Source organism: Paenibacillus sp. SAF-068, assembly GCF_051967555.1.
Taxonomy (GTDB): Bacteria; Bacillota; Bacilli; order Paenibacillales; family Paenibacillaceae; genus Paenibacillus.
Genome location: NZ_JBQCJX010000001.1, coordinates 413,189 through 437,692, shown reverse-complemented (window position 1 = coordinate 437,692; position 24,504 = coordinate 413,189). Strand labels below are relative to the sequence as shown.

The window sequence follows — 24,504 nt, the reverse complement described above, 5'->3', positions numbered from 1 at the left end:
GAGGATACGAAATGGTTCCAACGCTCCGGGTCGATTCCGCATTGCAGTAAAACTTTCATGATGTCTATCTGGGTTGCTTCGACTTGTTTACCTGTCGGCCTACGATCGTCCCTGTTTGGATGCTTCATATTCATTCCGCTAACCTCTCTTATCTATATACTTTCCCTGCCCTCCAAAACTAGCCTTATTATACTTGAGAACGTTCCTCGATGTTGTCGTCTCATGGCGATAACGTTTTTTGAATGGGTTCTAATTTTGTCGAAAGACAAATAGGAGCTATATGGTGCCAAAATGGCAACCATATAGCTCCTATTATTCTTCATACAACCTGTTCATGCACTTTCACCTTTGAACCAGGTAGTTATTAGCCCCCAGCACGCGCAAGTTCACGCATATTTGCTTCGAACGCTGCAAGCAACGCTGCTTCCCCAGTCAGGCCTGTCGCCTGAACCCGTTCAATCTGCTCGGTCATGCGCTTGAAGTCCTTCGGAATAACCCGAACGAACTGGTTCACTGCATCTTGCCAGTTATCCAGAATACGCTGACCGGCAGCACTTCCTGTATTGGCAACATGACGTTGGATCATGCCACGCAGATCTGCGCTTTCGGCCACATCTTCGATGCGCTCCAAAAGAACCATTTCCAGATTACAACGTTGCAGGAATGTGCCTTCCGGATCATACACATAAGCAATACCTCCGGACATCCCGGCTGCAAAGTTACGACCTGTATCGCCGAGTACAACGACACGTCCACCCGTCATATACTCACAACCATGGTCGCCTACACCTTCAACGACGACTTTGGCGCCCGAGTTACGTACCGCAAATCGCTCACCCGCAATACCACGGATATACGCTTCACCGCTTGTTGCGCCGTAGAGAGCCGTGTTACCGATAATGATGTTATCTTCGGCCTCAAACGTTGCTTTCGGAGAAGGCATCACAATCAATTTGCCTCCGGACAGTCCTTTACCCACATAGTCATTGGAGTCGCCTTCAACGGTCAAGGTCATGCCTTTAGGTACAAAGGCCCCAAAGCTTTGTCCGGCAGAGCCGATAAATTTGAATTTAACCGTATCCTCAGGCAATCCTGCGAGTCCGTATTTACGTGTGATCTCACTGCCCAAGATAGTACCTACTGCACGGTTAACGTTCGTAATTGGAAGTACCGCTTCAACCGGTTGACCGGATTCAATAGCAGACTGTGCGAGTGGCAGCAATTGCTGCATATCCAGCGTTTCTTCCAATTGGTGGTTCTGATACTGTGTACGGTAACGTGCAGAGCCTTCCGGCATTTCAGGCACGTGTAACAATACAGACAGATCCACACCTTTTTTCTTCCAGTGATCTACGGCTTCTACCGTTTCAAGGCAATCTGTACGTCCGACCATCTCCTGAATGGTACGGAAACCAAGATCAGCCATGATCTCACGCACATCTTCTGCGACAAATCGCATGAAGTTAACCACATGAGCGGGATCACCCATATAATTTTTACGCAACTCCGGATTCTGTGTCGCTACACCAACCGGACAGGTATCCATTTGACATACACGCATCATGATACAGCCAAGTGCAACGAGTGGTGCTGTAGAGAAACCATACTCTTCGGCACCAAGCAGGGCTGCAATCGCCAAGTCACGGCCATTCAACATTTTGCCATCTGTTTCGAGTACGACGCGATCACGCAGATTGTTCAGCATCAACGTTTGATGTGTCTCTGCAAGACCCAGTTCCCACGGCATACCCGCATGACGGATCGAACCTTGCGGTGATGCACCTGTACCACCGTCATAACCGCTGACGAGGATAATATCGGCACGCCCTTTGGCTACACCTGCCGCAATGGTACCCACGCCCACTTCCGATACGAGCTTCACGTTGATCTCAGCACGCGGATTGGCATTTTTCAAGTCATAGATCAGCTCTGCCAGATCCTCGATCGAGTAGATATCGTGATGCGGTGGTGGCGAGATCAGACCTACACCCGGTGTTGAACCACGGACTTCTGCAACCCAAGGATACACTTTGCGTCCTGGCAGTTGTCCGCCTTCACCCGGTTTTGCTCCCTGCGCCATTTTGATCTGAATTTCGTCGGCATTAACCAAATAGTTCGATGTAACACCGAAACGTCCGGATGCTACCTGTTTGATCGCACTGCGACGGGAATCCCCGTTACTATCTTTAATGAAGCGAGCCGGATCTTCTCCACCTTCACCGGTATTGGATTTACCTCCAACACGGTTCATCGCGATGGCAAGATCTTCATGCGCCTCTTTACTGATCGAACCGAAGGACATTGCCCCCGTTTTGAAACGACGCATGATATCCTCTACGGATTCAACTTCTTCGAGTGGAATGGAATCTCCAACGGGTTTCAGTTTCAGCATGGATCGAATGGTCAACAGTTGATCATTCTCCCCTTGCACAAGTTTGGAATATTTTTTATACAGCTTGTAATCCCCAGTACGAACTGCGTGTTGCAGGGTATGAATGGTTTGCGGATTGAAGAGATGCTCTTCTCCGTCGTTACGCCATTGATAATCCCCACCGGAATCCAATACTTTATCGTTACCGTCTTTTTCCGTAAAGGCACGGTTATGATGTGTCAGCGCTTCGGCTGCCACTTCTTCCAACCCAATTCCACCAATCCGGGAAGGTGTCCAGGTAAAGTAACGGTCAACGAAGTCTGATTTCAGACCCACCGCTTCGAAGATTTGAGCTCCACGATACGATTGAATCGTAGAAATCCCCATTTTGGACAACACTTTAGTAACACCTTTGGTAGCTGCTTTAATGTAGTTTTTCACTGCTTTCTCATGCGAGATGCCTCGCAGCAACCCTTGCTGAATCATGTCATCCAGCGTTTCAAAGGCCAGATAAGGGTTCACGGCACTTACACCGTAACCCAGCAGCAACGCGTAGTGGTGAATATCACGCGGCTCTGCCGATTCAAGCATAATGCTGACTTTTGTTCTGGTTCCCTGACGAATCAGATGGTGATGCAGACCTGCTACAGCAAGCAATGCAGGAATGGCAGCATTCTCTGCGTCCACACCACGGTCAGACAGGATCAGAATGTTATGCCCTTTGTCAATGACACGATCCGCAGCTTCGAAGAGCAGATCCATCGCTTTGCGCAGTCCTTCTGCTCCTTCCGCAGCGGTGAAGAAAATTGGAATCGTCATGGAGCGGAAGCCTGGGCGACGCACATGGCGAATCTTTGCGAAGTCTTCATTGGACAATACCGGTGTATCCAGACGGATCTGGCGACAGCTCTCCGGTTCAGGGTTGAGCAAATTGCGCTCAGGACCAATGGTTGTTGCCGTAGACGTTACAATCTCTTCACGGATTGCATCGATTGGCGGGTTGGTTACCTGGGCGAACATCTGTTTAAAGTAGTTGTACAGACGCTGCGGACGATCCGACAGCACAGCCAGCGGTGCATCATAACCCATCGAACCCGTAGCTTCCATACCTGTTGTTGCCATAGGCTCCAGGATCTTACGAAGCTCTTCAAATGTATAACCATATGCCAGCTGAAGCTGGGTCACGTTATCATGTTTTGGATCAGGAAGTTCCGGTGCTTCCGGCAGCTCACTCAGATCCATCAAATGCTCATCAAGCCAATCCTGATACGGGTTCTCGGCTGCAATGATTGCTTTTACTTCTTCATCCGAGATGATGCGGCCTTCTTGTGTATCCACAAGCAACATCCGGCCTGGACGCAGACGATCTTTGTACAGGATCTCTTCCGGCGCGATATCAAGTACCCCAACTTCTGAGGACAGGATAATACGGTCATCTTTGGTTACATAATAACGAGCTGGACGCAAACCGTTACGGTCAAGTGTTGCACCAATTTGCAAACCATCTGTGAAGGCCATTGCTGCTGGTCCATCCCAAGGCTCCATCATCGTGCTGTGATATTCATAAAATGCTTTTTTGGCAGGGTCCATGCCCTCATCCGTGCTCCAAGGTTCAGGAACCATCATCATCGCCACGTGTGGCAGGGATCGACCACTCAGATACAGGAACTCCAGCGTGTTATCAAACATCGCTGTATCCGAACCGTCCGGATTGATGACCGGTTTCACTTTGGCGATGTCGTTACCGAACAATTCACTCTCGAACAAAGACTGCCGTGCATGCATCCAGTTCACGTTACCACGCATCGTGTTGATCTCACCGTTGTGGATCATGAAGCGATACGGGTGAGCACGTTCCCAGCTTGGGAAGGTGTTCGTACTGAAACGGGAATGCACGAGAGCAATAGCCGATTCAACAAGGTCTTGCTGCAGATCCAGATAGAATTCTCCCACCTGTTCTGTTGTCAGCATGCCTTTATATACAATTTTGCGACAAGACAAGCTTGGCAGGTAGAATGAACCGCCTTCCGCTTCATCTGCCGAATAACGAATAGCCAGCTCAGCGCGTCTGCGAATAACATACAGCTTACGCTCGAATCCAAGCTCATCCTTCACATCTGCCGATCTTCCAATGAACACCTGACGTACATAAGGTTTCGCTGCAAGTGCAGAACGGCCAAGCATTTCGTCATAAGTAGGAACATCCCGGAAACCGAGGAACGTCTGCCCTTCTTCTTCAATAATCTTCTTGAGGCTCTCTTCGTGTGCACTACGGATGGCAGGGTCCTGAGAAAGGAACAACATCCCTACACCATAGAAGCCCTGTTCAGGCAATGCAAAACCAAGACGTTCCGCTTCCTGTGCAAAATAACGATGTGGAATCTGAATCAGGATACCTGCTCCGTCACCGGAATTCGGCTCACTTCCCTGTCCTCCACGGTGCTCCATGTTACTGAGCATGGTCAGTGCCTGACTAACGATATCGTGTGAAGGTACTCCTTTGATGTTGGCAACAAAACCCATTCCGCATGCGTCTTTTTCGAACTGCGGGTCATACAGACCCTGTTTTGGAGGTAATCCGATGTGTCTCATGGAACGCAACCTTTCTATAATGAAGTATTTCGGAAAGATCAAGAACATAGGCAACAGGCAACAATGAAACGGGAGGAGCTGGCCTTTCGCTTGCGATAGAGCCTGCTAGATAGAAGAGGTGACAGCATGAGACTGTCAAAAATAATGCCTGCTATTGGGCAGAAGCCATTAAATGAGATGAGCTGATCCGGACGATCCGGCAAACAGCATGTATAAATCAACACGCAGCCGCTGGCACGGCTACTGAAATGAAGCGACGTTTTTTTGATATAGTTCTATTATTTTAACACCGACCTAACATCCGCGCAATTTAAACTTTTTAATACCTCTGATAAGAAATGTTTTGCAGTACAGCTTTACAGCAATGACGTTTAAATTCATCTCTTTTTCGAATAATTATACACTTTTTAAGGCAGAGTACAACTGAATTAAATTGCTGACGGAAGAAAATCGTTCCATATACAGCCTGCGTTTATCCATAATTCCACCAAATTCTCACTGCTTAAGCCAGCGAATCTTTACTTCTTTATGCATTTGTATACAAAATAGCCTGCAACCCCATTTTGGGGTTGCAGGCTATTTGCACTATTTGACTACTATATTGCATAATTTCACTACATAAATATAAAGTTTTTTTTCAAAAATATCCCCCTGATGAGGATCAAGTTCGACTTATGCCGTCACAACTTGACCGGAATCAGCCTGTTCGACTTCTTTTTTCGGACGTCTGCCATTCCAAAGGAAGTAAGCAAGCGTCAGCAGAATGGATACACCTGCATAGATGCTAAGAATGCCTGCCTGATGCCACATCACATCCAGATTACCACTGGATACAACGGCTTTGAAGCCCATAATGCTGTGTGTCATTGGCAACCAAGGGCTAAACACCTGAAGCCAAGATGGAATCAGTTCTACCGGGAATGTTCCTGCACTAGCCGCAAGTTGGAAGACCAGCAGCAGAATGACAACATAACGTCCAGGCAGATCCAGCCAGGTGACAAGCGCCTGAACGATCAACATGAAGGTCAGCCCTGTAATAATGGTAAACAGATAGAACAGACCTACGCTATGCGTCTCCAGTCCAAGACCATACAACATGAAGCTTGCCACGATAACCGATTGGAAAATACTCACGGAGCCGAATACCAGTGTCCGGCTGACAAAACGATTCCAGCCTGTTGCACCAGGTACGGACGTTTCCCGCATTTTCAATACGATCGTGGAAATCAACGATCCCACAAATAGACCGATCGACAGGAAGAACGGTGTTAATCCTGTACCATAATTGCTTACGTTCTCTGCCGTGTTCTCCGAGGAGTTCACCGGTTCAGCAAACATGTTCACCACATCATCCGTTTTCTTCACTTCTGATGTTTTCTGTGCAGCATCATTCAGCTTGGTTGCCAGTTCACTTGAGCCATCTTTCAGCTCGGTAAGACCGTCAGCCAGTTTGCCCGCGCCATCGCCCAGTTGTTTGGAACCATCGGTGAGGGAATGAACACCACCACTGAGTTTACCTACACCTGTCTGCAACGCTGTTGTACCTGAGCCCAGCTGCTTGGCACCATCTGCAAGCAACGTGCCGCCGCTTGCAGCATCACCCAATTTGCCGCTGAACTGCTTCAGACCATCGGAGAGTTGTGCTCCTCCTTGACTGAGCTGTCCTGCACCAGCCAGCAATTGCTTCTGACCATCCACCAGCTGGTTCGCACCAGCAAGAAGTTGCTCCTGGCCTCCATGAAGCTCAGCTGCACCCGCAGCCAGCTGCTGATTGCCCTGATGAAGTTGATCTGCACCTTGTGCCAGCTTTTGCTCGCTGTCATGCAATTGCGCACTGCCATCGGCAACCGCTTCACTTGCGGCAAGCAGTTTCTGCACATCCGCATTTTCAGCCAGTTCCGGGTTCGATGCAGCAAGCTGCTTCAATCCGGCAGCTACGCCTTGTGCGCCATCAGCTACCTTGCCACTGCCGTCTACGGCCGATTGCAATCCTGTTGCCAAAGTACCGCTGCCCTGAACGGCACTTTGCAGACCATCAGACAGCTTCGCACTGCCCTGTTCTGACGATTTCAAACCAGCCTGCAACTTGCTTGTGCCATCCAGTGAAGACTGGAGTCCAGTTTCCAACTTGGCGCTGCCATCCTTCAGCTTATCTGCTCCGCTCTGAAGCTGACTTGAAGCGGCTGCCTGAAGCTGCTGCAGACCGGACACAAGATTCGTTGTTCCACTTTCAAGCTTCGTCGCGCCCGTATGCAACGCGTTAACGCCATCACTTAATGGAGAAAGTCCTTCTTGAAGTTCAAGCGTACCGGATGCGAGCTTCGCCAGGTTATCCTTGAGCTTCACCGCACCATCATCCAGTTTGCCTGCGCCCGTATTCAGTTCACCTGCTCCATCGCCTGCCTCAGCCAAACCATCCGATACTTCGGAGAACTTGTCGAGCAAGGTCTCTGCATAGGATTCCGTTACTTTGGCTGATACTTTTGCTTTCAGGTCCTTAATCGCGGTCTTGCCGATCTGCGCACCGACAAAGCTGTAATTGCCATTCGGTTCGTAGATCAGGTCAGCCGGCGCGGGCTTGTCATCGAGCAACGTTGTTGCCTGAGACGAGAAGTTCTCCGGGATTGTAATTTGCATATAATATTTGTCGTTACTCATACCTTCTCTGGCTTGACTCGCACTGACAAAGTCCCATTTGAAATCTGCATTTTTCTTCAGCTCATCTACCAGATCGCTACCTACATGAAGTGATTTCCCCTCCAGCTCAGCGCCTTTATCCAGATTGACAACAGCCACCGGCATCTCATCCACATGACCATACGGGTCCCAATAAGCCGCCAGATAGATTCCACTATACAGGATCGGTATAAACATAATTGCAATAACAGGGATCAACACCTTCGGGTTTCTCACGGCCGATCCCACATCCTTGAAAAACACGGATAAAGATTTCATGTCATTTTCTCCCCTTAATCTCTCTGCTCCTTGAGCAGGAATAACAATGATGAAATAAAATGTTGCGTTTCAGTAAAATTACCGAAACACGGACTGACCACTTTCCTCAAATGGTCACTTTAGAGCAAAAAAACAAACCTGTCTTCCGACAAGCCTCGCTGCCATGCACACATAATAACCCTTATTTATAGTAGATTAAATTTGGATTACGTTATAGCAGCAATTCCTTCCATTAAGAAAAGGCGAAAGTAATTCTTGATTTCCTCTTTGCTCAGCGGTTGATGTTGTTTGTTCCAGTCTGAGGTGAGTGCAATATATAAGCGAATCATCATAAAAGCGACAACTTGTGGATCACAATCCCGAATCTCTCCATTGTCTTTCGCTTTCTCAAGCTCCCGGGCCAGAAAGTCGGAAATAACCTTCTCCACTTTGTCCAAACCTTCCTTGGCCTGCAGTGTTCCAAAGTCCTTCAATTCCTGTGATAACTTAACCAGCAGATCGTGATCACGCCGGAATTCCAACAATGCATCCAACACCCGAAACAGGTTATCAAAAAAAGCACTTTCCTGATGTACTTCACGATGCGCGATGTTCTTCATTTCCTGGATCACTTCTACCAAAATCTGATCAAACAATTGTTCCTTATTGGTGAAAAACGTATAGATCGTTCCTTTGCCAACATTCGCAATCTTGGCGACCTGATCCATCGTGGTTGCTTTGTATCCAAACATGGCAAACGACTGGGCTGCTGCATGAATAACCTGCTGTCTCCTGTCAATCGGAGCCATCATATCCCTCCTTTAACTCATTCGGTATCCATTCGCTCTACATAAATGACCAGAAATACAATTTGGTCATTCGGTCAAAATATACATTACCACCTTGGAAAACAGATTGCAACCCTAACATTTTAAAAATTGTGTTAATTTTTTTTAACCGAAATGCAGTGGAAACTCCTTCTGTCGTCGTCTATAGTGTAAGATGACTCAAACAATACGCATATAAATGAAGTCAGGCTGTCTCAGAATAAGATATATGGTGTAAATATTCATGGATGAAACATGATTCTGCGCTTCAATGTATATTCATGTAGTAACGTAATCCATAGCTAGAATAATAATAACGATCTTAATTTTAAATTTAAACTTATGAATAAAGGTGAACTCATGCGAAAACCAAGAGTGCTCTTATTATCGGAAGGATTCGGTACCGGTCACACTCAGGCCGCTCATGCGCTGGCACATGGCATCAAAAAAGTCAGTCCACATGTTCACAGTCGTGTCATTGAACTAGGCAAATTTTTGAATCCGACGGTAGCTCCGCTAATTTTTTCTGCATATCGAAAGACATTGTCGGTTCAACCCAAACTGGTTAGCCTGTTGTACCGCACACAGTATAACAAATCATTAAACGGCTTTACCAAGCTGGCGTTGCACCGAATTTTCTATACACAGACGGCACAAGTCGTATCTCAACTCAAACCGGATGCGGTAATCTGTACCCATCCTTTTCCGAATGCGGTCATCTCCCGGCTCAAGCGTCAGGGACTGAATATCCCGCTCTATACCGTCGTGACGGATTATGACGTGCATGGAACGTGGATCAATCCGGAAGTGAACAAATATCTGGTCTCTACCCCTCAGGTCAAAGCATTGCTTGAAATCCGGGGAGTCGATCCATCCCATATTCAGATTACGGGAATCCCTGTGCATCCAGACTTCTGGGAAACAGGAGACAAGGTGAGACTGCGAGAAGAGATGGGACTTCAGAACATGCCTACTGCCTTACTTATGGGTGGTGGATGGGGACTTTCTTTTGATGAGGATCATATGAAAGCTCTCACGTCTTGGGCAGATCGTGTTCAATTGGTATTCTGTCTGGGAAGCAATGAGAAAATGATTGCTAAGATGAAAGAAATGCCTTGCTTCCAGCATCCCAATATTCGTATTCTCGGATATACACGTGAAGTCAGCAAACTGATGGATGTATCCGATGTGCTGATCACGAAGCCTGGTGGCATGACATGTACCGAAGCGTTGGCTAAACGGTTACCCATGCTGTTTATTCCTCCGCTGGCGGGTCAAGAGGAAGAGAACTGTGAATACTTTGTACAAGCCGGATACGGCCAGGTCATCCATTCTGCAGACGTGATTACCAAACGTTTCAGACAACTATGTGAGCAGGCATCCACTCAAGCTGAAAGCCCGCTGAACGTAGTGCGTAATTCAGGTAAGCATTCGGTCTATGATCCGAAGTGCTGTGCTCAAGCTGTTCATGACTTATTGTTCCCAACTACACCCGAGGTCACAACAACCTCCTTGGAACGCTTCTCAGCCGGAATCGCTGCCACGTCCTTGTCAGGTACCAGAATACCATTCTGACGTCTCTATGGGCCTATAGAATAGCTCTCATGAGGTGTTATAGAGGACGAGACAAGTTATCTTCATATACAAAGAAGGTTCCCTTCCAAAAATTCGGAAGGGAACCTTCTTTTATTTTTCATTGATTCCACCGTATGATTTGGCAGAAAAAAGGGTAATTTAGAGTATAACGATATTTTAAATAACGAAATAAAACTACGATTCAGGCTTTAAAAAAGGGCCATGTGATGTACACACAGTTAACTACCCTGCCTGTTTGCAGAATTTACAGGTCGATTACTTGTAAAAAGTATGATGACCGATCGTTTTTACTTTTTTCTGCGAGCGGGCAACTGTCAGATCGTCGGCAAGTGTCAGTGATAAGAAATAATACGTATCATCGGCAACTTCCTTCTTCCCGTTCAGTGCAGCATTCACTGCTTTGATACTGTCCTCGTTGGGAACCACACGTTTCAAACGTCCGTTCGCTACAGGACTGAACTGGGATTTCTGATAGATAACCTTGTAAATGGTATCGGGAAAATTGGCTGACCGCAGCCGGTTTAAGACAACATTGGCAACTGCCACCTTGCCTTCGTACGGTTCACCTTCCGCTTCTGCCATGACGATTTTTTGCAGCAGATGCAGTTCTTTATCGGACACACTGTATGACCAGGTTGCAAGTTTCGATTCATCCTGGCTCAAAAGTTTGGTCCGCGTAAAGTATAGTTTTTGGGGGGGAGTTGTTACAGCAGCGACTTCTTTGGCACGTTTCACCTTGGCCAATTTCAGTGCAGCTTCTTTTTTGGCTTTGGCCGCAGCTATTGCTCTAGCTTTGTTCTTGGCCTTGGCTTCTTGCAATTTCTGCTTTTCTTCAGCAGTCGTCAGCCAGTTCTTGGCTGGCAGTGATTCAGTCCACGCTACGGTGTGGGCAGACAGATTAGAAGACAGACTTGTCCCATCTTCCATCATGCGCCTCTCATCTTGCGCAGATGTTTGGTTATTTTGCACAGAAGCCGCAAGCTCGGTCATCTGTTTACTATCACTAGCTTCATTCCACTTCCCCGTCGCCTGAACGACATTTACCCCCACTATACATACAAGCAGCACTGATAACATCGGTGCTACCCAACGATTCTTGCTTATAATGTTCATTCGAAGATTCCTCCTGTCGAAACAATTCCCTTATCTAAGTAACCCAAAAAAAAAGAATTTGAATAACGATGGCTAATATTACATAGGGATAAACGTAATGTCAATGTGATTTTATGGCATAAAAATGATTATCAGGAAAAAGAAAACGTATCCACTACCTCATACATTGGCGATTGTCCCAGCCTTGTCACATAAAGTACAACGTCCTCCACCATCCATGAATTAACTCCTGTGGAATGTTCGGGAAGCACTCCGGATATCCCTTTATTTTCATTACCTGGAATCTGTCCCAGATATTTTCTGGCAATGGTAATGTGGGGAGCATAAGGTCTTAATTCAGCTTCAAATCCAAGGGTCGATGTAGCCTGTACAATTTGTTTTTGCAATGATATCAAACGATCAACCTCTCCGCTAACACCTTTCCATAGAACTTTAGGCGCTTCTTCAAGTCCAAATGTACCCCAATCCGAAAGCTGGAGTTCGAAAGCCTGGCATTCAACGGCTACCGAGCGTAGGGCTTTACGAAGATGCCCAATGTCACTAACGAATGTATCCCCAAGAAATTGCAAGGTTATATGATAATCTCTATGATCTGTCCATTTACGAAAATCAAGCTTGTTCTGTACAAGCCTCGCATCCATCTGAAGAGACTGCTGTACAGCAACAGGAAGACGAATGGCCACAAACAATCTTTCCCGTCGGGATGCATGATCCTGATGTGATTGGTTATTCATTGCATACACCTCTCTAAAGTTCGCTCTATTATTTCATAACTATACATATCGTTTCAAGTTGGGTAAGTATAGAGTGACACAAAGTTAACCATTTGCAAATAAGGCTAGATTCCTGCATTTCCCACCTTATGCACATCCAACATCAAATCTGATACACTTTAATTATCAAATTGATCAAACTATTTGTCTCAGGAGGACCACACATTATGGGTAAAATTGTATGTTTTCCATCTCTAACTGAAGAACAGCAACAACGCATTCAGAATGCTGCACCGGGATACACCCTGAAACTCGGAAAAGCCAAGGAATTGGACCCCGCTGAGTTAAAAGAGGCTGAGATTATTCTCGGCTGGTCACCCCTTGTCACCGAACATGCATTGAAAAAGGACAGCCTGTTGAAGTGGGTTCAGGTCTGGTCCGCTGGTGTGGATAATCTCCCCTTCGGAGATTTGCAGCACAAGAACGTTCAGGTCACCAGTGCAAATGGAGTTCACGCGATTCCAATCACCGAGATTATTCTTGGCATGATGTTGTCCCACAGTCGCTGGCTGAGACAAGCCATGCTGCATCAACAGCAGTCCGAATGGAAGGCTCCCGCCAAACCACTGCCAGAACTGCACGGCAAGACAGCAGTCATCGTTGGTGTAGGTGAGATCGGAACCGAAACAGCCCGCATTCTCAAAGCACTCGGCATGCGCACGATCGGAGTTCGTCGCTCAGGTGAAGATGTCCCCAACGTGGATCAAATGTATGACATGACCGGGTTGCATGAAGCCTTGAATCAAGGTGATTATGTGATTAACATCTTACCGTTGACCGATGAAACCAAGCATATATATGATCAAACTGCATTTGAGCATTTCAAATCCGGTGCCTGCTTCGTCAATGTGGGCCGGGGCCCAAGTGTGAAAACGGAAGCCTTGCTAGATGCACTCCAGAACGGCCAGATTGCCTTCGCTGCACTGGACGTGTTCGAAGAAGAACCACTTCCTGCAGACCACCCGTTATGGGGTATGGATAACGTCTTAATGACGCCACATATCGCAGGAAGTACAGAGCAATACACGGATCGCGCCCTCGATATTTTCGTCAAAAATCTGGAAGCTTATGTAGCTGGCCAGACACTTCCGCTTAACCTGGTGGATTATAGTCATAAATATTAACACAAACATCCGTTCCCATGCAATATTGTGCAAATCACTTGCTTCATAAGGTTATTTCTGTCTTCTACCTTTTAGTGTAGACGGTTCGTCAATTAATATGTACGAAATAAACAAAAACTCTACCTCTGAAATTTCTCTAGAGGTAGAGTTTTGTTATTTATGCTTACACGCACAACCAAATATGACGTATAAACGTGCCTTTGTGTACAGTTCGGTACTCTTTTACCGCCCACCCCGCTTCCAGCAAGTGCTCTTCTACCCACGCTGTGGAAACAATCACTGCCCGCTTTGTCAACCTGCGCAAGCTCTCCAGCATGGCTCGTTGCTCAGCATCTGGAAGTACAGAACAGAGATTATAGGGCATGTCCAGAATTGCTGCATCATACAACTCTTTCAGATCATTCATATCCCCCAATGTGATTCGATCCGACTCATATCCATAATGCGGCAGATTGATACGCGCACCTCGGACAGCCAACGGATTCAGATCGTTACCTTTCGCTTCAATACCCATGGATAAAGCCTCAATAACAACCGTGCCCATACCGCAGCACGGATCAAGCAACCGATGATTTCCCACGTCTGGAACAGCAATATTAACCAGTGCTCTGGCAAGCGTGATGCCAAGTCCAGTTGAGTAATTTTGTGGTTTCTGCCGATGAATCTGCCATGATCGGTCCGCTTCTGTCCACTGGCCCAAGATCCATTTTTCTCCTGTTCGGATTAGGCCGAAAGTCACCTGAGGTTCCTTCATCTGCGCCTTTCCTTTAATGCACATGCCGACTTCTTTTTCCAGTTGACGAGAAAGTGCATAATCCGGGGCATGATCTCCTTCTTTCAGGCAAACTACCTTAAATGTCTCTTCTGGCAGCAGCAGGATCTCTTGGGCAAAGGGAAGCAGGTCTGTCACCGTGTCTCCTTCACCGATCACATCTAATCTGCCATGGATAAAAGGACTGCGTCCAGGTGGTATACGTCGTTCAGAACGCACATACGCCCCCGTATCCATACGGATCTCCGAAGTCGGTTCAAGCAGTGTTTTCAGCTCCAGCAAGCACAATTCGCGCTCGTTCTCGTGACAAGCAAAGGTGTAGAGGTATTTCGCAGAAATAGAATATGTATCAAGTGTTTCATCAGGCAAAATCACCCTCTCCTTCCTTCATTAATCATGTTCCTTCTATATAAATAGTAGCTCATTGTAGATACTTCCAATATCGGCTGTTACGCAAGCTTCAGGTAGTCATTGTATACAATGTTAGACCTCAAGACAACTATCCTTTTTTTTGCACGGTTCTGTTGAAAAGATAAAAATAAGACGTTCCCCTTATTGAGGAACGCCTTACTTTATTTACAGATTCTCACCAATAGCCGCTTGTGTGATTCCAGCTTCTTCTATATATAAGAAGAGGGTTAGATTTTTAATTTTTCAATGGATGTAAGCAAATCTTCCGATAATTGTTTCAGACTTTGAATATTGCCGCTAATGGTCTCCATGGAACTTACCTGCTCTTCCGCAGATGCAGAAACTTCTTCCACACTCGCTGCCGATTGCTCCGAAACAGCCGAAATCTGCTGACTGAAATCATTCATTCGTCCGCTTGCTTCCTGCATGCCTGCAAGGCCATCTGTCATCGTACTGATGACACCAACCATGCCTTCCACCGATTCATTAATCGTCCGGAAAAGTTGACCTGAAGCATGCACATGTTCCTGACCCAACTCGGTCTCCTGAACGCCGGTACGCAATTCCGCGACTACCCCTTGCGACTCCTGCTGAATATCCTCGGTAATCGCCGTAATCTCTTCGACAGAGGTCTGCACAGCCTCAGATAACTTCCGCACTTCAGATGCCACTACGGCGAATCCGCGTCCACTCTCTCCTGCACGCGCTGCCTCAATGGAGGCATTCAATGCCAGCAGATTGGTTTGGCGTGCAATATCATGGATGACCTGTACCAGTTTCGAAATATCTTCATTTTTACGATTCAACCGGTCCATTCTGTTCATGGAAGCCGAGACCGAACCGGAAATCTGTTGCATCTGCTGCACGGACTGCTCCATCGCTTTGCGACCATTCAGTCCTTGCTCCAGAACAAGATCCGACATAACACGCAGCTGACTGCCCTGCTCCGTATGATTCTGAATGTGATCATTCAACGCTTCAACCGTACGGGCCGATTCCACGGCTGTCTCTGCCTGACTCTCCGCAGCCTTCGCTGACTCTTCCATTGTCACAGCAATTTGGCGACTACCAATCTTAACCTCTTCGGAGGAGATTGCCAATTCCCCACTCTGCCGATTGACAGCTTCCGCAATTCGTCTGACGCTTAGCACCATGGAAGTCAGGTTACCTTTCATATCATTCACTGCTTTGGCTAGAACACCGACTTCATCGTCATGTTTAGTATGTATATCCTGAACATTCAATTGGCCTTCTGCAATCAGTTTCACCGCGCTAATCACACGTAGCAGTGGTTTTACAACCTGTGAACGAATAATCGGAATGCTGATCGCTGTAATGACAATCATGACTAGGACACCGATAATGATGATTACTCTACCGTCCTGTACCGATCTGATCGTTTGGGACGCCGCAATGTCAGACTGTTTCTGATTATACTCCACGAGATAATCGAGATCGACTTGCATGGTGTCAAAGGAATCCGCACCTTTATCAGCAACTTCCTTTGCCAACTGTGTCTGACCCTCATCACTCAGCTTGATCGCTTGCGTATTAATCTTGAGATACGCTTCCCATTTGTTCTTGAACGCAGTCCAGTGTTCGAGCTCTTCCGAAGACTTCTCCTGCTGATCATAGATTTTAATCGCCTGCGTCGTTTCACGAATATACTTGGTACGCTCTTCTGACAAGAATGCCTTGTCTGCTTCATCCGCGTCAAAATGACGATAACTCAGCGACAGGACATGCTCTGTGGTATAGTTTAACCGGTTAATTTGTTGAATAGAGGGCATCCAATTGTTCGTGATTTCATTCGTGTTGGATTCAATTGAGTTCATCCGGGTGACAATCGTGACACTTAAAACAATCAAACAGAGGATTAATAAGTAGAACGCGATGCTGATACGCAGACCGATACTCTTGATCTTGAATCTGCTGAACATATGATCTCCCCCTTGACCCCTTCGGTCATCCCGAATTCAGGTGCTTTTGTCATTGTTTTTTCCTTCTTGTGACCTCTTGTCAAAAGAACATATCTATATTATATAGATAGGGAAATAGACGTAAAGTAGTATAACATTATTTTGTTGTTAAGATGCTTAATTTTGTAAAAGATTGTCGAAATTCTACAAAGTAAAACCGAAGAACTGCAGCATTCGGAAAATTCCTGATCTGTAGTTCTTCGGTTTGTCCAAATTTCAACGGCTTGCCACTTAAAGTAATCGGCCTACTTCAGGATGGTGGTCTTATGATCAGCCAGCAATCGATAAGAATCCAGCCTGCGCTCATAATCCGGTCCTGCCGTAACCAGAAGCAACTTCTCCGTACCCAGCTTGCGACTTACCTGTTGCAATCGAGCCCATACCTGCTCGGCAGTACCTGCATAGTGACGCACCGATTCATGATGATCAGTACTGGTTGTAACATTCGTGTGGGAGACCCCGATACCACTCGAATTCAGCTCGCTTAAACGTTCTTTCCCATCGGCCTTGCGTCTCTCCGCCATGTCACGACTCCAGGCCAAGGCATCCGTTTCTGACTCCGCACACAATACGCTGACTGCCACCATAACCTCTGGCTCCTTCATGGTTGCACTGGGGATAAATCCTTCTCGGTATCGCCTTACAGCCTCTGTGCCATCTGCATCACTCATGAATTGACCAAAGACATAACCCATGCCAAACCGTGCTGCAAATTCTGCGCTCTTCACATTGGTTCCCAACATCCAGAGCGATAACGGAAACTGGGGAATTGGACGGGCCGTCACGGGATGATCTTCGTAAGAATATCGATCTTCCAGCAGTTCGGTCAGTGCAGTGATTGATTCGGGCAGCTTAGACACATGTTGCAAGTAATTGCCACTAAGTGCCATCGTTGCATGAGGTCCACCTCCAGGAGCACGTCCGAGCCCCAGCTCAATGCGCCCAGGATAGAGCGCAGCCAGCAGGCGGAACGACTCTGCAACCTTGAGCGGGCTATAATGGGGCAACAGGACCGCGCCAGAGCCAAGTTGAATCGTGGTCGTTCTTGCTCCAATGTGGGATAGCAGTACTTCGGGAGAAGCCGATGCCAGTTCAGCCATATCATGATGCTCTGATGTCCAGTATCGGGCGTATCCCCAAGCCTCGGCATGTTGCGCAAGTGACACCGACTGTTGAAGTGCCTGTTCAGCTGAGGCATCGTTTAACCTAGGAACAAGGTCAAGTACGCCCAGACTGAACGTCTCACTCATTCTTGTAGCCAAACGTCTCATCTCCTATATATCGGTTAACTCTAATCCAAATCGTAGATGGAACCCACCTTCAGACCGTAGAGCTCATTGTATATTTTCTCGGCAAACGCATCCGTCATTCCTGCAATATAATCAATCACCATGTGTTCCCAGGTCCAGATCGGTTGGGCTTTGGCTTGATCCTTCTCATAACGTTGCAGCCAGTCCGATGGAATAATGGATTTGGACGTTTCCGGATCGAGGAATGCATCCCATAACCGCTTAATCATCCACTCACTGCGTTTCTGCAGCCGCTGCACACGCAGATCACGAATCATCGTCACCCAGGCAAAACTCTTGAGCACACTCACCGTACGCAGCATATCAAGATCCTCAGCCCCTTCACGGACAAAGGTTACCTTCTTCCAGTCACCGTCGTCAATAACGCCCAGACTGCCCACAAAAAAGCTCACCCAGTATGCTTTCACTTCACGGCGGGTACGGGAGTAATCATGCTCACAGAAAGGCATCTTCTCATTCCAGATGCGCAGGAACGAAGCAAGCACCTCTTCTACCTTTTGCCCAATGGCTTCTCGGGTCCATCCGTTCCAGAACAGATCCTCCAGCGTTGTAATCTTATCCACAATCAGTCGATTCACATGCGGATCTTGCAGGAAATGCTCATGTACTTCAATTTTCCCTGCTTTGATACCATCCTCCAGGTCATGCGAGGAGTACGCAATATCGTCGCAAAGGTCCATCAGCTGCGCTTCCAGTGTTTTCTTGCCTGTTGGCACGTTCCAGCGATCGCGAATTTCACGGATATATTGCCATTCATGATGGTACATGCCTTTCTTGCTCTCCGTGCCAGGGTACGGATACTTGTTGATTCCAAGCAATACCGCATCAGACAGGTTCAGTCCGTCGATATCTTCACGCTTCTCCAAATGCATAATAAGGCGGAAATTATGTGCATTTCCTTCAAAATGCTCGTATTTCCGTTTTAACTCGGCACGGACTTCAGACTCTACCTTGGGAACTTTGGCACTGCGGCTTTTTTTCATGATTTTCTTAGCCTCGGTGTTGATTAGGTCATCCAGAATGCCGTCCAACACTTCTTCACCTTTATGTCCAAACGGCGGGTGGCCGAAATCATGCGCGATTGCAGCGCACTCCACCACTTCTGAATCAATAATAAGACCGGGGTTCTCGGCCCGATCCCAGTCCACTTCGGGGAAACGACGAATCAGGCTTCGGGCAGCCTCACGTGCAATCTGTGCCACCTCGAGGGAATGGGTCAACCGAGTACGATAATAATCACCCGTTCCTGCGCCAAACACCTGCGATTTGCCCTGTAACCGACGGAAGGTCGGAGAATGAATGAGTCTGGAATAGTCCCGTTCGTATGCTGCACGAGATCCATCCAATTTGGTTAGTTCAGGATATTGTCTATGTTCTCTCAGATCGTTCCATTGCATGGGGATCACTCCTAGCCGACTGTCTCTATTTTGAGTGATTATACACAACATCTGTGGTTTCGAAAAGTAAAACCTGTCTGCGATTGTCATCTCTTCTTACATCAACTTGTAATAAACAGTCCTATTCTTTTATTATACCCTGCCAGACTATCATTCGTGCACCTAAATGATCATGATTCTATATTGAAATCCACTATCGTGACTTAATATGAAAAAAAAGTGCATGATACAGTTGGCGTGGCCGTTCCGGTTACGGATCGTTCTTGTGATCGCTGTTGTCTCCAGGTTTTCTGAATTCCCTTTAATAAGGGAAAAACCCGGAGACAAAGGCGACCGCTTCGCTTCTTCAGAATCGATTCCGTCCCCTTCACTGCTTTTGCTGTTTGATTCACTCCCAATCTAAATGACATTGCATTCCTTAGAAAATGGGATTTCAAACATTTTTGAATGACTAAAGAATTTTATTAAGATGTTTATCCATCGCTGCAATGATAGTCTGCCTCCCCCGCGCCCCTCCCCGTTGTGGGTAAAAAAACAAAAACCGACAGGACGGAAATGCCCTGTCGGATGTATATGGTAGATGCATCGAAGTAATTTAACTTCCAGCCTTAATGCTCACGCCATTTAACTCTTGAAGCGGTGTGAATTTTTGCATCAGGGATGTTACGGCACTCTTGTATAACTGATGTTACACCATAACTTTACAGATATCGTTGGTGAACTCTACTGGATCCTGAATTGGCAATCCCTCGATCAGCAATGCTTGATGGTACAGCAGGCTTGTGTAGAGGTTCAATTTTTCCTGATCCTGCGCGAAAGCATCTTTCAACGATTTGAAGACATCGTGATTCACGTTGATTTCCAGCACTTTGTCGGCTTGTACGTTTTCACTGTTCGGCATAGCTTTCAGGATCTTCTCCATCTCAATCGTCAATTCGCCTTCGGTGGACAAACATACCGGGTGGCTTCTGAGACGTTTGGAAGCTTTAACTGCTTTGACTTTACCCGCCAATTGAGCTTGCATAGCTTCAAACAACTCTTTGTTATCGTTGTCCTGAGCTTCCGTTTCTTCTTTGTCCGCGCTATCTTCGATACCCAGGTCACCACTGGAGATGGATTTGAATTCTTTCTCCTTGTAGTTCATGATCATCTTGATTGCGAACTCGTCGATGTCATCGGTGAAGTACAATACTTCGTACCCTTTCTCAAGAACACCCTCGATCTGTGGCAGCTTCTCAATTCGGCTAATGGACTCACCGGATGCATAGTAGATGTACTTCTGATCTTCCGGCATTCTGGAGACGTATTCGTCCAAGCTCACAAGTTTGCTCTCTTTGGAAGACGTGAACAGCAGCAGATCCTGCAAGGTATCCTTGTTCACACCATAGTCACTGTATACACCATATTTCAATTGACGACCAAACGCTTGGTAGAACTTCTCGTAGTTCTCACGCTCGTCCTTCATCAGGCTTTGCAGTTGGCTCTTGATTTTGTTCTTAATGTTCTTCGCGATCAGGCTAAGCTGACGGTCATGTTGCAACATCTCACGGGAGATGTTCAGGGACAGGTCTTCCGAATCCACCATACCTTTGACAAATCCGAAGTAATCCGGCAACAGATCCCCGCATTTATCCATGATCAGTACACCGTTGGAGTAGAGTTCAAGGCCTTTTTCATACTCTTTGGTATAGTAGTCAAACGGCGTGTTCTCCGGAATAAACAGGATGGCATTGTACACCACTGCGCCATCTGCGCTGATGTGCAGGTGTTTGAGCGGTTTGTCAAAACCGTAGCGTTTTTCCATATAGAAGTTGTTATAGTCTTCTTCGGTCAATTCGCTTTTATTTTTACGCCAGATCGGCACCATGCTGTTCACGGTTTGTTCTTCTTGGTATTCTTCGAACTCGTTCTCCGTGCCCTCTTTCGGACGTTGACCCGTTACATCCATCTTGATCGGATAGCGAATGAAGTCGGAGTATTTCTTAATGATGGATCTCAGGCGGTACTCTTCCAAAAATTCGTCATACGAATCTTCTTCGGTATTTTCTTTGACCGTCAGGACGATCTCTGTACCTACGGAATCCTTCTCAGCTGGTGTGATCGTGTATCCATCTGCGCCTTCGGACTCCCATTTCCAAGCCTCGTCGCTGCCCAGCGTTTTACTCGTTACGGTCAGCTTGTCCGCCACCATAAATGCCGAGTAGAAACCAACCCCGAATTGTCCGATGATGTTGTGGCCGTCTTTGGCTTCATTTTCTTTCTTGAACGCCAGGGAACCACTCTTCGCGATAACGCCCAGATTGTTCTCGAGCTCTTCCTGCGTCATCCCGATACCAGTATCCGTCAGTGTGAGCGTGCGGTTTTCTTTGTCAATGGTGAGCTTGATGAAGTAGTCCTCTTTGTTGAAAACAAGCGAATCGTCGGTAAGTGCTCTGTAATAAATTTTATCAATAGCGTCACTGGAGTTGGAGATCAATTCTCTCAAAAAGATTTCTCTTTGGGTGTAAATGGAGTTGATCATCATATCGAGCAAACGCTTGGATTCTGCCTGGAATTCTTTTTTAGCCATGAATGGTTGGACTCCTTTCAGATTGGATATCGAATGATTGGATTGAAAATAGAAATAACTGAGATATGCCTACGGCCATTAGACTCTAGAACCTTAGATCGCTCTAGTCCACAGATACCGTGATTCACTCTAATGGCTCATTGTAAAAAAAAGTGCATGACGTTCTGCAATGTAGCCGTTCCGGTTACGAATCGTTTTTCGGATCGCTGTTATCCCTGTATTTCTTTGATTCCCTTTTTTAAACGGGAGAAATTCGGTGATAAAGGCGAACGCTTTGCTTCCTCCAAATCGATTCCGTCCCCTGCACTACTTCCGCATTTAATCAGCGACTATTTTTTAGCATAGAGAATATCATTGAAGTGATAACTCTTAGACGTGGAATACAGCTTCAGGTCTGTAGCGCCCGTTGGCTCTGCATGACCTCCTCAGGTTCAATATTTATTTTCAAAAACAGAATCATTCCATATGTAGGCGTGTAGTAAAAACATCATTTGTTAGCACTCTAATGATCGGAGTGCTAAACCCTTCCTTTTATATAACATATGGGAAAATTGGGTGTCAATACGCAGGGGGTTATTTTAACAAAAAGATCGACTAACCCTTCACTTTTGCACATCACTAATCATTTTAACGTAATCCCGTAGGTAAAACAAAAGCCGCTCCGAACCAAAGTTCGAACCGGCAAGGTGAAAGATTGTAATGTGTCTGTTGGTATGGTAGAAAATTCTACTTTTTCGCCATTTTCGGATCAAGGGTATCGCGCAGTCCATCACCCATGAGGTTGAAGCCGAGAACGGTCAACATGATGGATACGCCGGGGAAGATGAGTGTCCACGGTGCTTTTTGTATAAACTGACGGGAGTCTGACAGCATTTTACCCCATTCCGGGTCGGGTGGTTGCGCGCCCATGCCCAGAAATCCGAGTGCAGCAGCTTCGATAATCGCCGTTCCAATCCCGAGTGTACCCTGCACGATCAGTGGAGTAAGACTATTGGGCAAGATATGGCGAAACAAGATTCGCCCGTTGCCTGCTCCGAGTGTCCGCGCCGACGTGATGAATTCCTCCTGTCTCAAGCTGAGTACCCGTGAACGCACCAACCTTCCGTAAGTCGGGATGTTCACGATAGCGATGGCGAGCAGCGCATTTTGCAATGACGGGCCCAGTATCGCCACAATGGCGATGGCGAGCAATATCCCCGGAAAGGCGAGCAGGATATCAAATAGACGCGAGATGAGCATGTCCGCCCATTTTCCATAAAATCCGGCAATCAGGCCAAGCAGCGTACCCGCAATAATGGAACCAATAACGGAGAAGAAGCCCACCCACAAGGAAATACGCGCCCCATGCAGCACTCTGGAAAACACGTCACGCCCCAGATCATCGGTACCAAACCAATGCTCTGCCGAAGGAGCCTGAAGCCGTTCCACCAGCACCTGTTCCTTGTAATCATAGGGTGCAATGTATGGCGCGAGGAAGGCCAATAGAATAAAAAACACAATAATAATCAAACCTGCAAGCGCAAGCCGATTCTTCCGAAACGTTCTCCACGCTTCACGCCACGGACCGGATGTGCTCGCTGTTGCAGCATCAATGGAGGGTCCGGTATTGGTCGATAATTTGGCCATGCGGCGTCTCCCTTCTTGGACATGAATGAATGAAGAATTCGCTATTTATAACTGATACGAGGGTCGAACACGGCGTAGAGCAAGTCCACAATCAGATTGATCACCACGAAAAAGAATGCCACGATCAGAATGCCACTCTGGATCACCGGATAGTCCCGCGAACTAATCGCTTCATATATATAGCGTCCCACGCCCGGCCAAGCAAAGATCGTTTCGGTCAACACCGCACCCCCGAGCAACGATCCGGTCTGGATGCCGATCACCGTAAGCACGGGAATAAACGCATTTTTAAGGGCATGTCCATATACAACAAAAAACGGCCCCAGTCCCTTGGCTTTTGCAGTACGAATGTAATCGGAACTCATCACTTCCAGCATGCTGGAACGGGTCATCCGGGCAATAACGGCCATTGGAATGGTGCCCAGCGCAATACTCGGAAGCAACAAATGTTTCGTTACGGTCCACAACTGATTCCATTGTCCAGCAATCATCGTATCCAGCACATACAAGCCCGTAATGGCTTCCACCGGATCACGTGCATTCATGCGCCCAATGGATGGCAGCCACTGCAACTTGTTCGCAAACAGCCATTGTTCCATCAGACCGAGCCAGAAGATCGGCATGGATACACCCACTAGAGCAATGACCATACAACAATAATCAAACCAGGAGTTGTGCTTCCATGCACTGATAATCCCGGCATTCACCCCGATAATGACAGCAAACAACATACTTGCCATCGTTAATTCAAGCGTTGCTGTCAGATAAGGCACAATTTCCTGGGCAATAGGCACCTTGGTGCGAATAGATGTCCCCAGGTCTCCTTTGAACAAATCGCCCAAGTAGGCGAAATATTGCTGGAACCAGGGTTTATCCAGTCCAAGCTGGTCACGCAAGGCTTGCTTGGATTGTTCGGTTGCCTTTTGCCCAAGTATGGTCTCGGCCGGGTCACCTGGAATGGCGTGGATGATGGAAAAGACAATCAGGGTCATGCCCAGCAGCACGGGCAGCAACACAAGCACACGTTTGACAATATAGCTGTTCAATCCTGTTCACCTGCCTTCGACATATCATGCAAAATAAAAAGCGCTGGCAGAAACGCATGCTTTG

At 47.0% G+C, this 24,504-nt stretch carries 14 protein-coding genes; 2 read left to right on the top strand and 12 right to left on the bottom strand.

The window, feature by feature from the left end:
* Window positions 1–364: 364 nt before the first annotated feature.
* The 3 genes from gltB to ACTHPG_RS01780 form a co-directional block, all read right to left on the bottom strand.
* Window positions 365–4,963 carry a glutamate synthase large subunit gene (gene gltB / locus ACTHPG_RS01790; RefSeq protein WP_440387369.1) on the bottom strand — a complete coding sequence of 1,533 codons (4,599 nt, stop codon included), beginning with the start codon at window positions 4,961–4,963 and terminating at the stop codon, window positions 365–367.
* Window positions 4,964–5,635: 672 nt separating this feature from the next.
* A complete protein-coding gene (locus ACTHPG_RS01785) occupies window positions 5,636–7,918 on the bottom strand; it encodes a YhgE/Pip family protein (RefSeq protein ID WP_440387368.1) in 2,283 nt (760 codons plus the stop codon).
* A 206-nt stretch (window positions 7,919–8,124) separates the two neighbouring features.
* The gene (locus tag ACTHPG_RS01780; RefSeq protein WP_440390084.1) at window positions 8,125–8,706 is read right to left on the bottom strand and encodes a TetR/AcrR family transcriptional regulator; all 582 of its coding nucleotides are present in this window, start codon (window positions 8,704–8,706) and stop codon (window positions 8,125–8,127) included.
* A 378-nt stretch (window positions 8,707–9,084) separates the two neighbouring features.
* On the opposite strand from ACTHPG_RS01780, the gene ACTHPG_RS01775 reads away from it, so the two are divergent.
* A complete protein-coding gene (locus ACTHPG_RS01775) occupies window positions 9,085–10,299 on the top strand; it encodes an MGDG synthase family glycosyltransferase (protein ID WP_440387366.1) in 1,215 nt (404 codons plus the stop codon).
* 276 nt (window positions 10,300–10,575) lie between these two features.
* Here the strand turns inward: ACTHPG_RS01775 and ACTHPG_RS01770 are convergent, their stop codons facing one another.
* Both ACTHPG_RS01770 and thpR read right to left on the bottom strand, forming a co-directional pair.
* Window positions 10,576–11,433 (bottom strand): cell wall hydrolase, encoded by an 858-nt coding sequence (locus tag ACTHPG_RS01770; RefSeq protein ID WP_440387365.1) that lies wholly within the window; start codon window positions 11,431–11,433, stop codon window positions 10,576–10,578.
* 131 nt (window positions 11,434–11,564) lie between these two features.
* A complete protein-coding gene (thpR, locus tag ACTHPG_RS01765) occupies window positions 11,565–12,167 on the bottom strand; it encodes an RNA 2',3'-cyclic phosphodiesterase (RefSeq protein WP_440387364.1) in 603 nt (200 codons plus the stop codon).
* Between the two features lie 206 nt (window positions 12,168–12,373).
* Between thpR and ACTHPG_RS01760 the strand changes: the two genes are divergently transcribed.
* Window positions 12,374–13,330, top strand: coding sequence for a D-2-hydroxyacid dehydrogenase (locus ACTHPG_RS01760; RefSeq protein ID WP_440387363.1), 957 nt, complete (start codon window positions 12,374–12,376; stop codon window positions 13,328–13,330).
* A gap of 163 nt (window positions 13,331–13,493) precedes the next feature.
* Here ACTHPG_RS01760 and ACTHPG_RS01755 read toward each other — a convergent pair whose 3' ends face one another.
* The 7 genes from ACTHPG_RS01755 to ACTHPG_RS01725 form a co-directional block, all read right to left on the bottom strand.
* Complete coding sequence (locus ACTHPG_RS01755; protein WP_440387362.1) at window positions 13,494–14,471, bottom strand: TRM11 family SAM-dependent methyltransferase; 978 nt, start codon at window positions 14,469–14,471, stop codon at window positions 13,494–13,496.
* Between the two features lie 269 nt (window positions 14,472–14,740).
* Window positions 14,741–16,453 (bottom strand): methyl-accepting chemotaxis protein, encoded by a 1,713-nt coding sequence (locus ACTHPG_RS01750; RefSeq protein ID WP_440387361.1) that lies wholly within the window; start codon window positions 16,451–16,453, stop codon window positions 14,741–14,743.
* A 284-nt stretch (window positions 16,454–16,737) separates the two neighbouring features.
* Window positions 16,738–17,763: an MsnO8 family LLM class oxidoreductase gene (locus tag ACTHPG_RS01745; protein ID WP_440387360.1), complete on the bottom strand. Its 1,026-nt coding sequence runs from the start codon at window positions 17,761–17,763 to the stop codon at window positions 16,738–16,740.
* 20 nt (window positions 17,764–17,783) lie between these two features.
* Window positions 17,784–19,199, bottom strand: coding sequence for a deoxyguanosinetriphosphate triphosphohydrolase family protein (locus tag ACTHPG_RS01740; RefSeq protein WP_440387359.1), 1,416 nt, complete (start codon window positions 19,197–19,199; stop codon window positions 17,784–17,786).
* A gap of 688 nt (window positions 19,200–19,887) precedes the next feature.
* Window positions 19,888–21,768 (bottom strand): molecular chaperone HtpG, encoded by a 1,881-nt coding sequence (htpG, locus tag ACTHPG_RS01735; protein ID WP_440387358.1) that lies wholly within the window; start codon window positions 21,766–21,768, stop codon window positions 19,888–19,890.
* Between the two features lie 726 nt (window positions 21,769–22,494).
* Window positions 22,495–23,394, bottom strand: a complete 900-nt coding sequence (gene nikC, locus ACTHPG_RS01730; protein ID WP_440387357.1) for a nickel transporter permease — start codon at window positions 23,392–23,394, stop codon at window positions 22,495–22,497.
* Window positions 23,395–23,435: 41 nt separating this feature from the next.
* The gene (locus ACTHPG_RS01725) at window positions 23,436–24,440 is read right to left on the bottom strand and encodes an ABC transporter permease (protein ID WP_440387356.1); all 1,005 of its coding nucleotides are present in this window, start codon (window positions 24,438–24,440) and stop codon (window positions 23,436–23,438) included.
* Window positions 24,441–24,504: the final 64 nt, after the last annotated feature.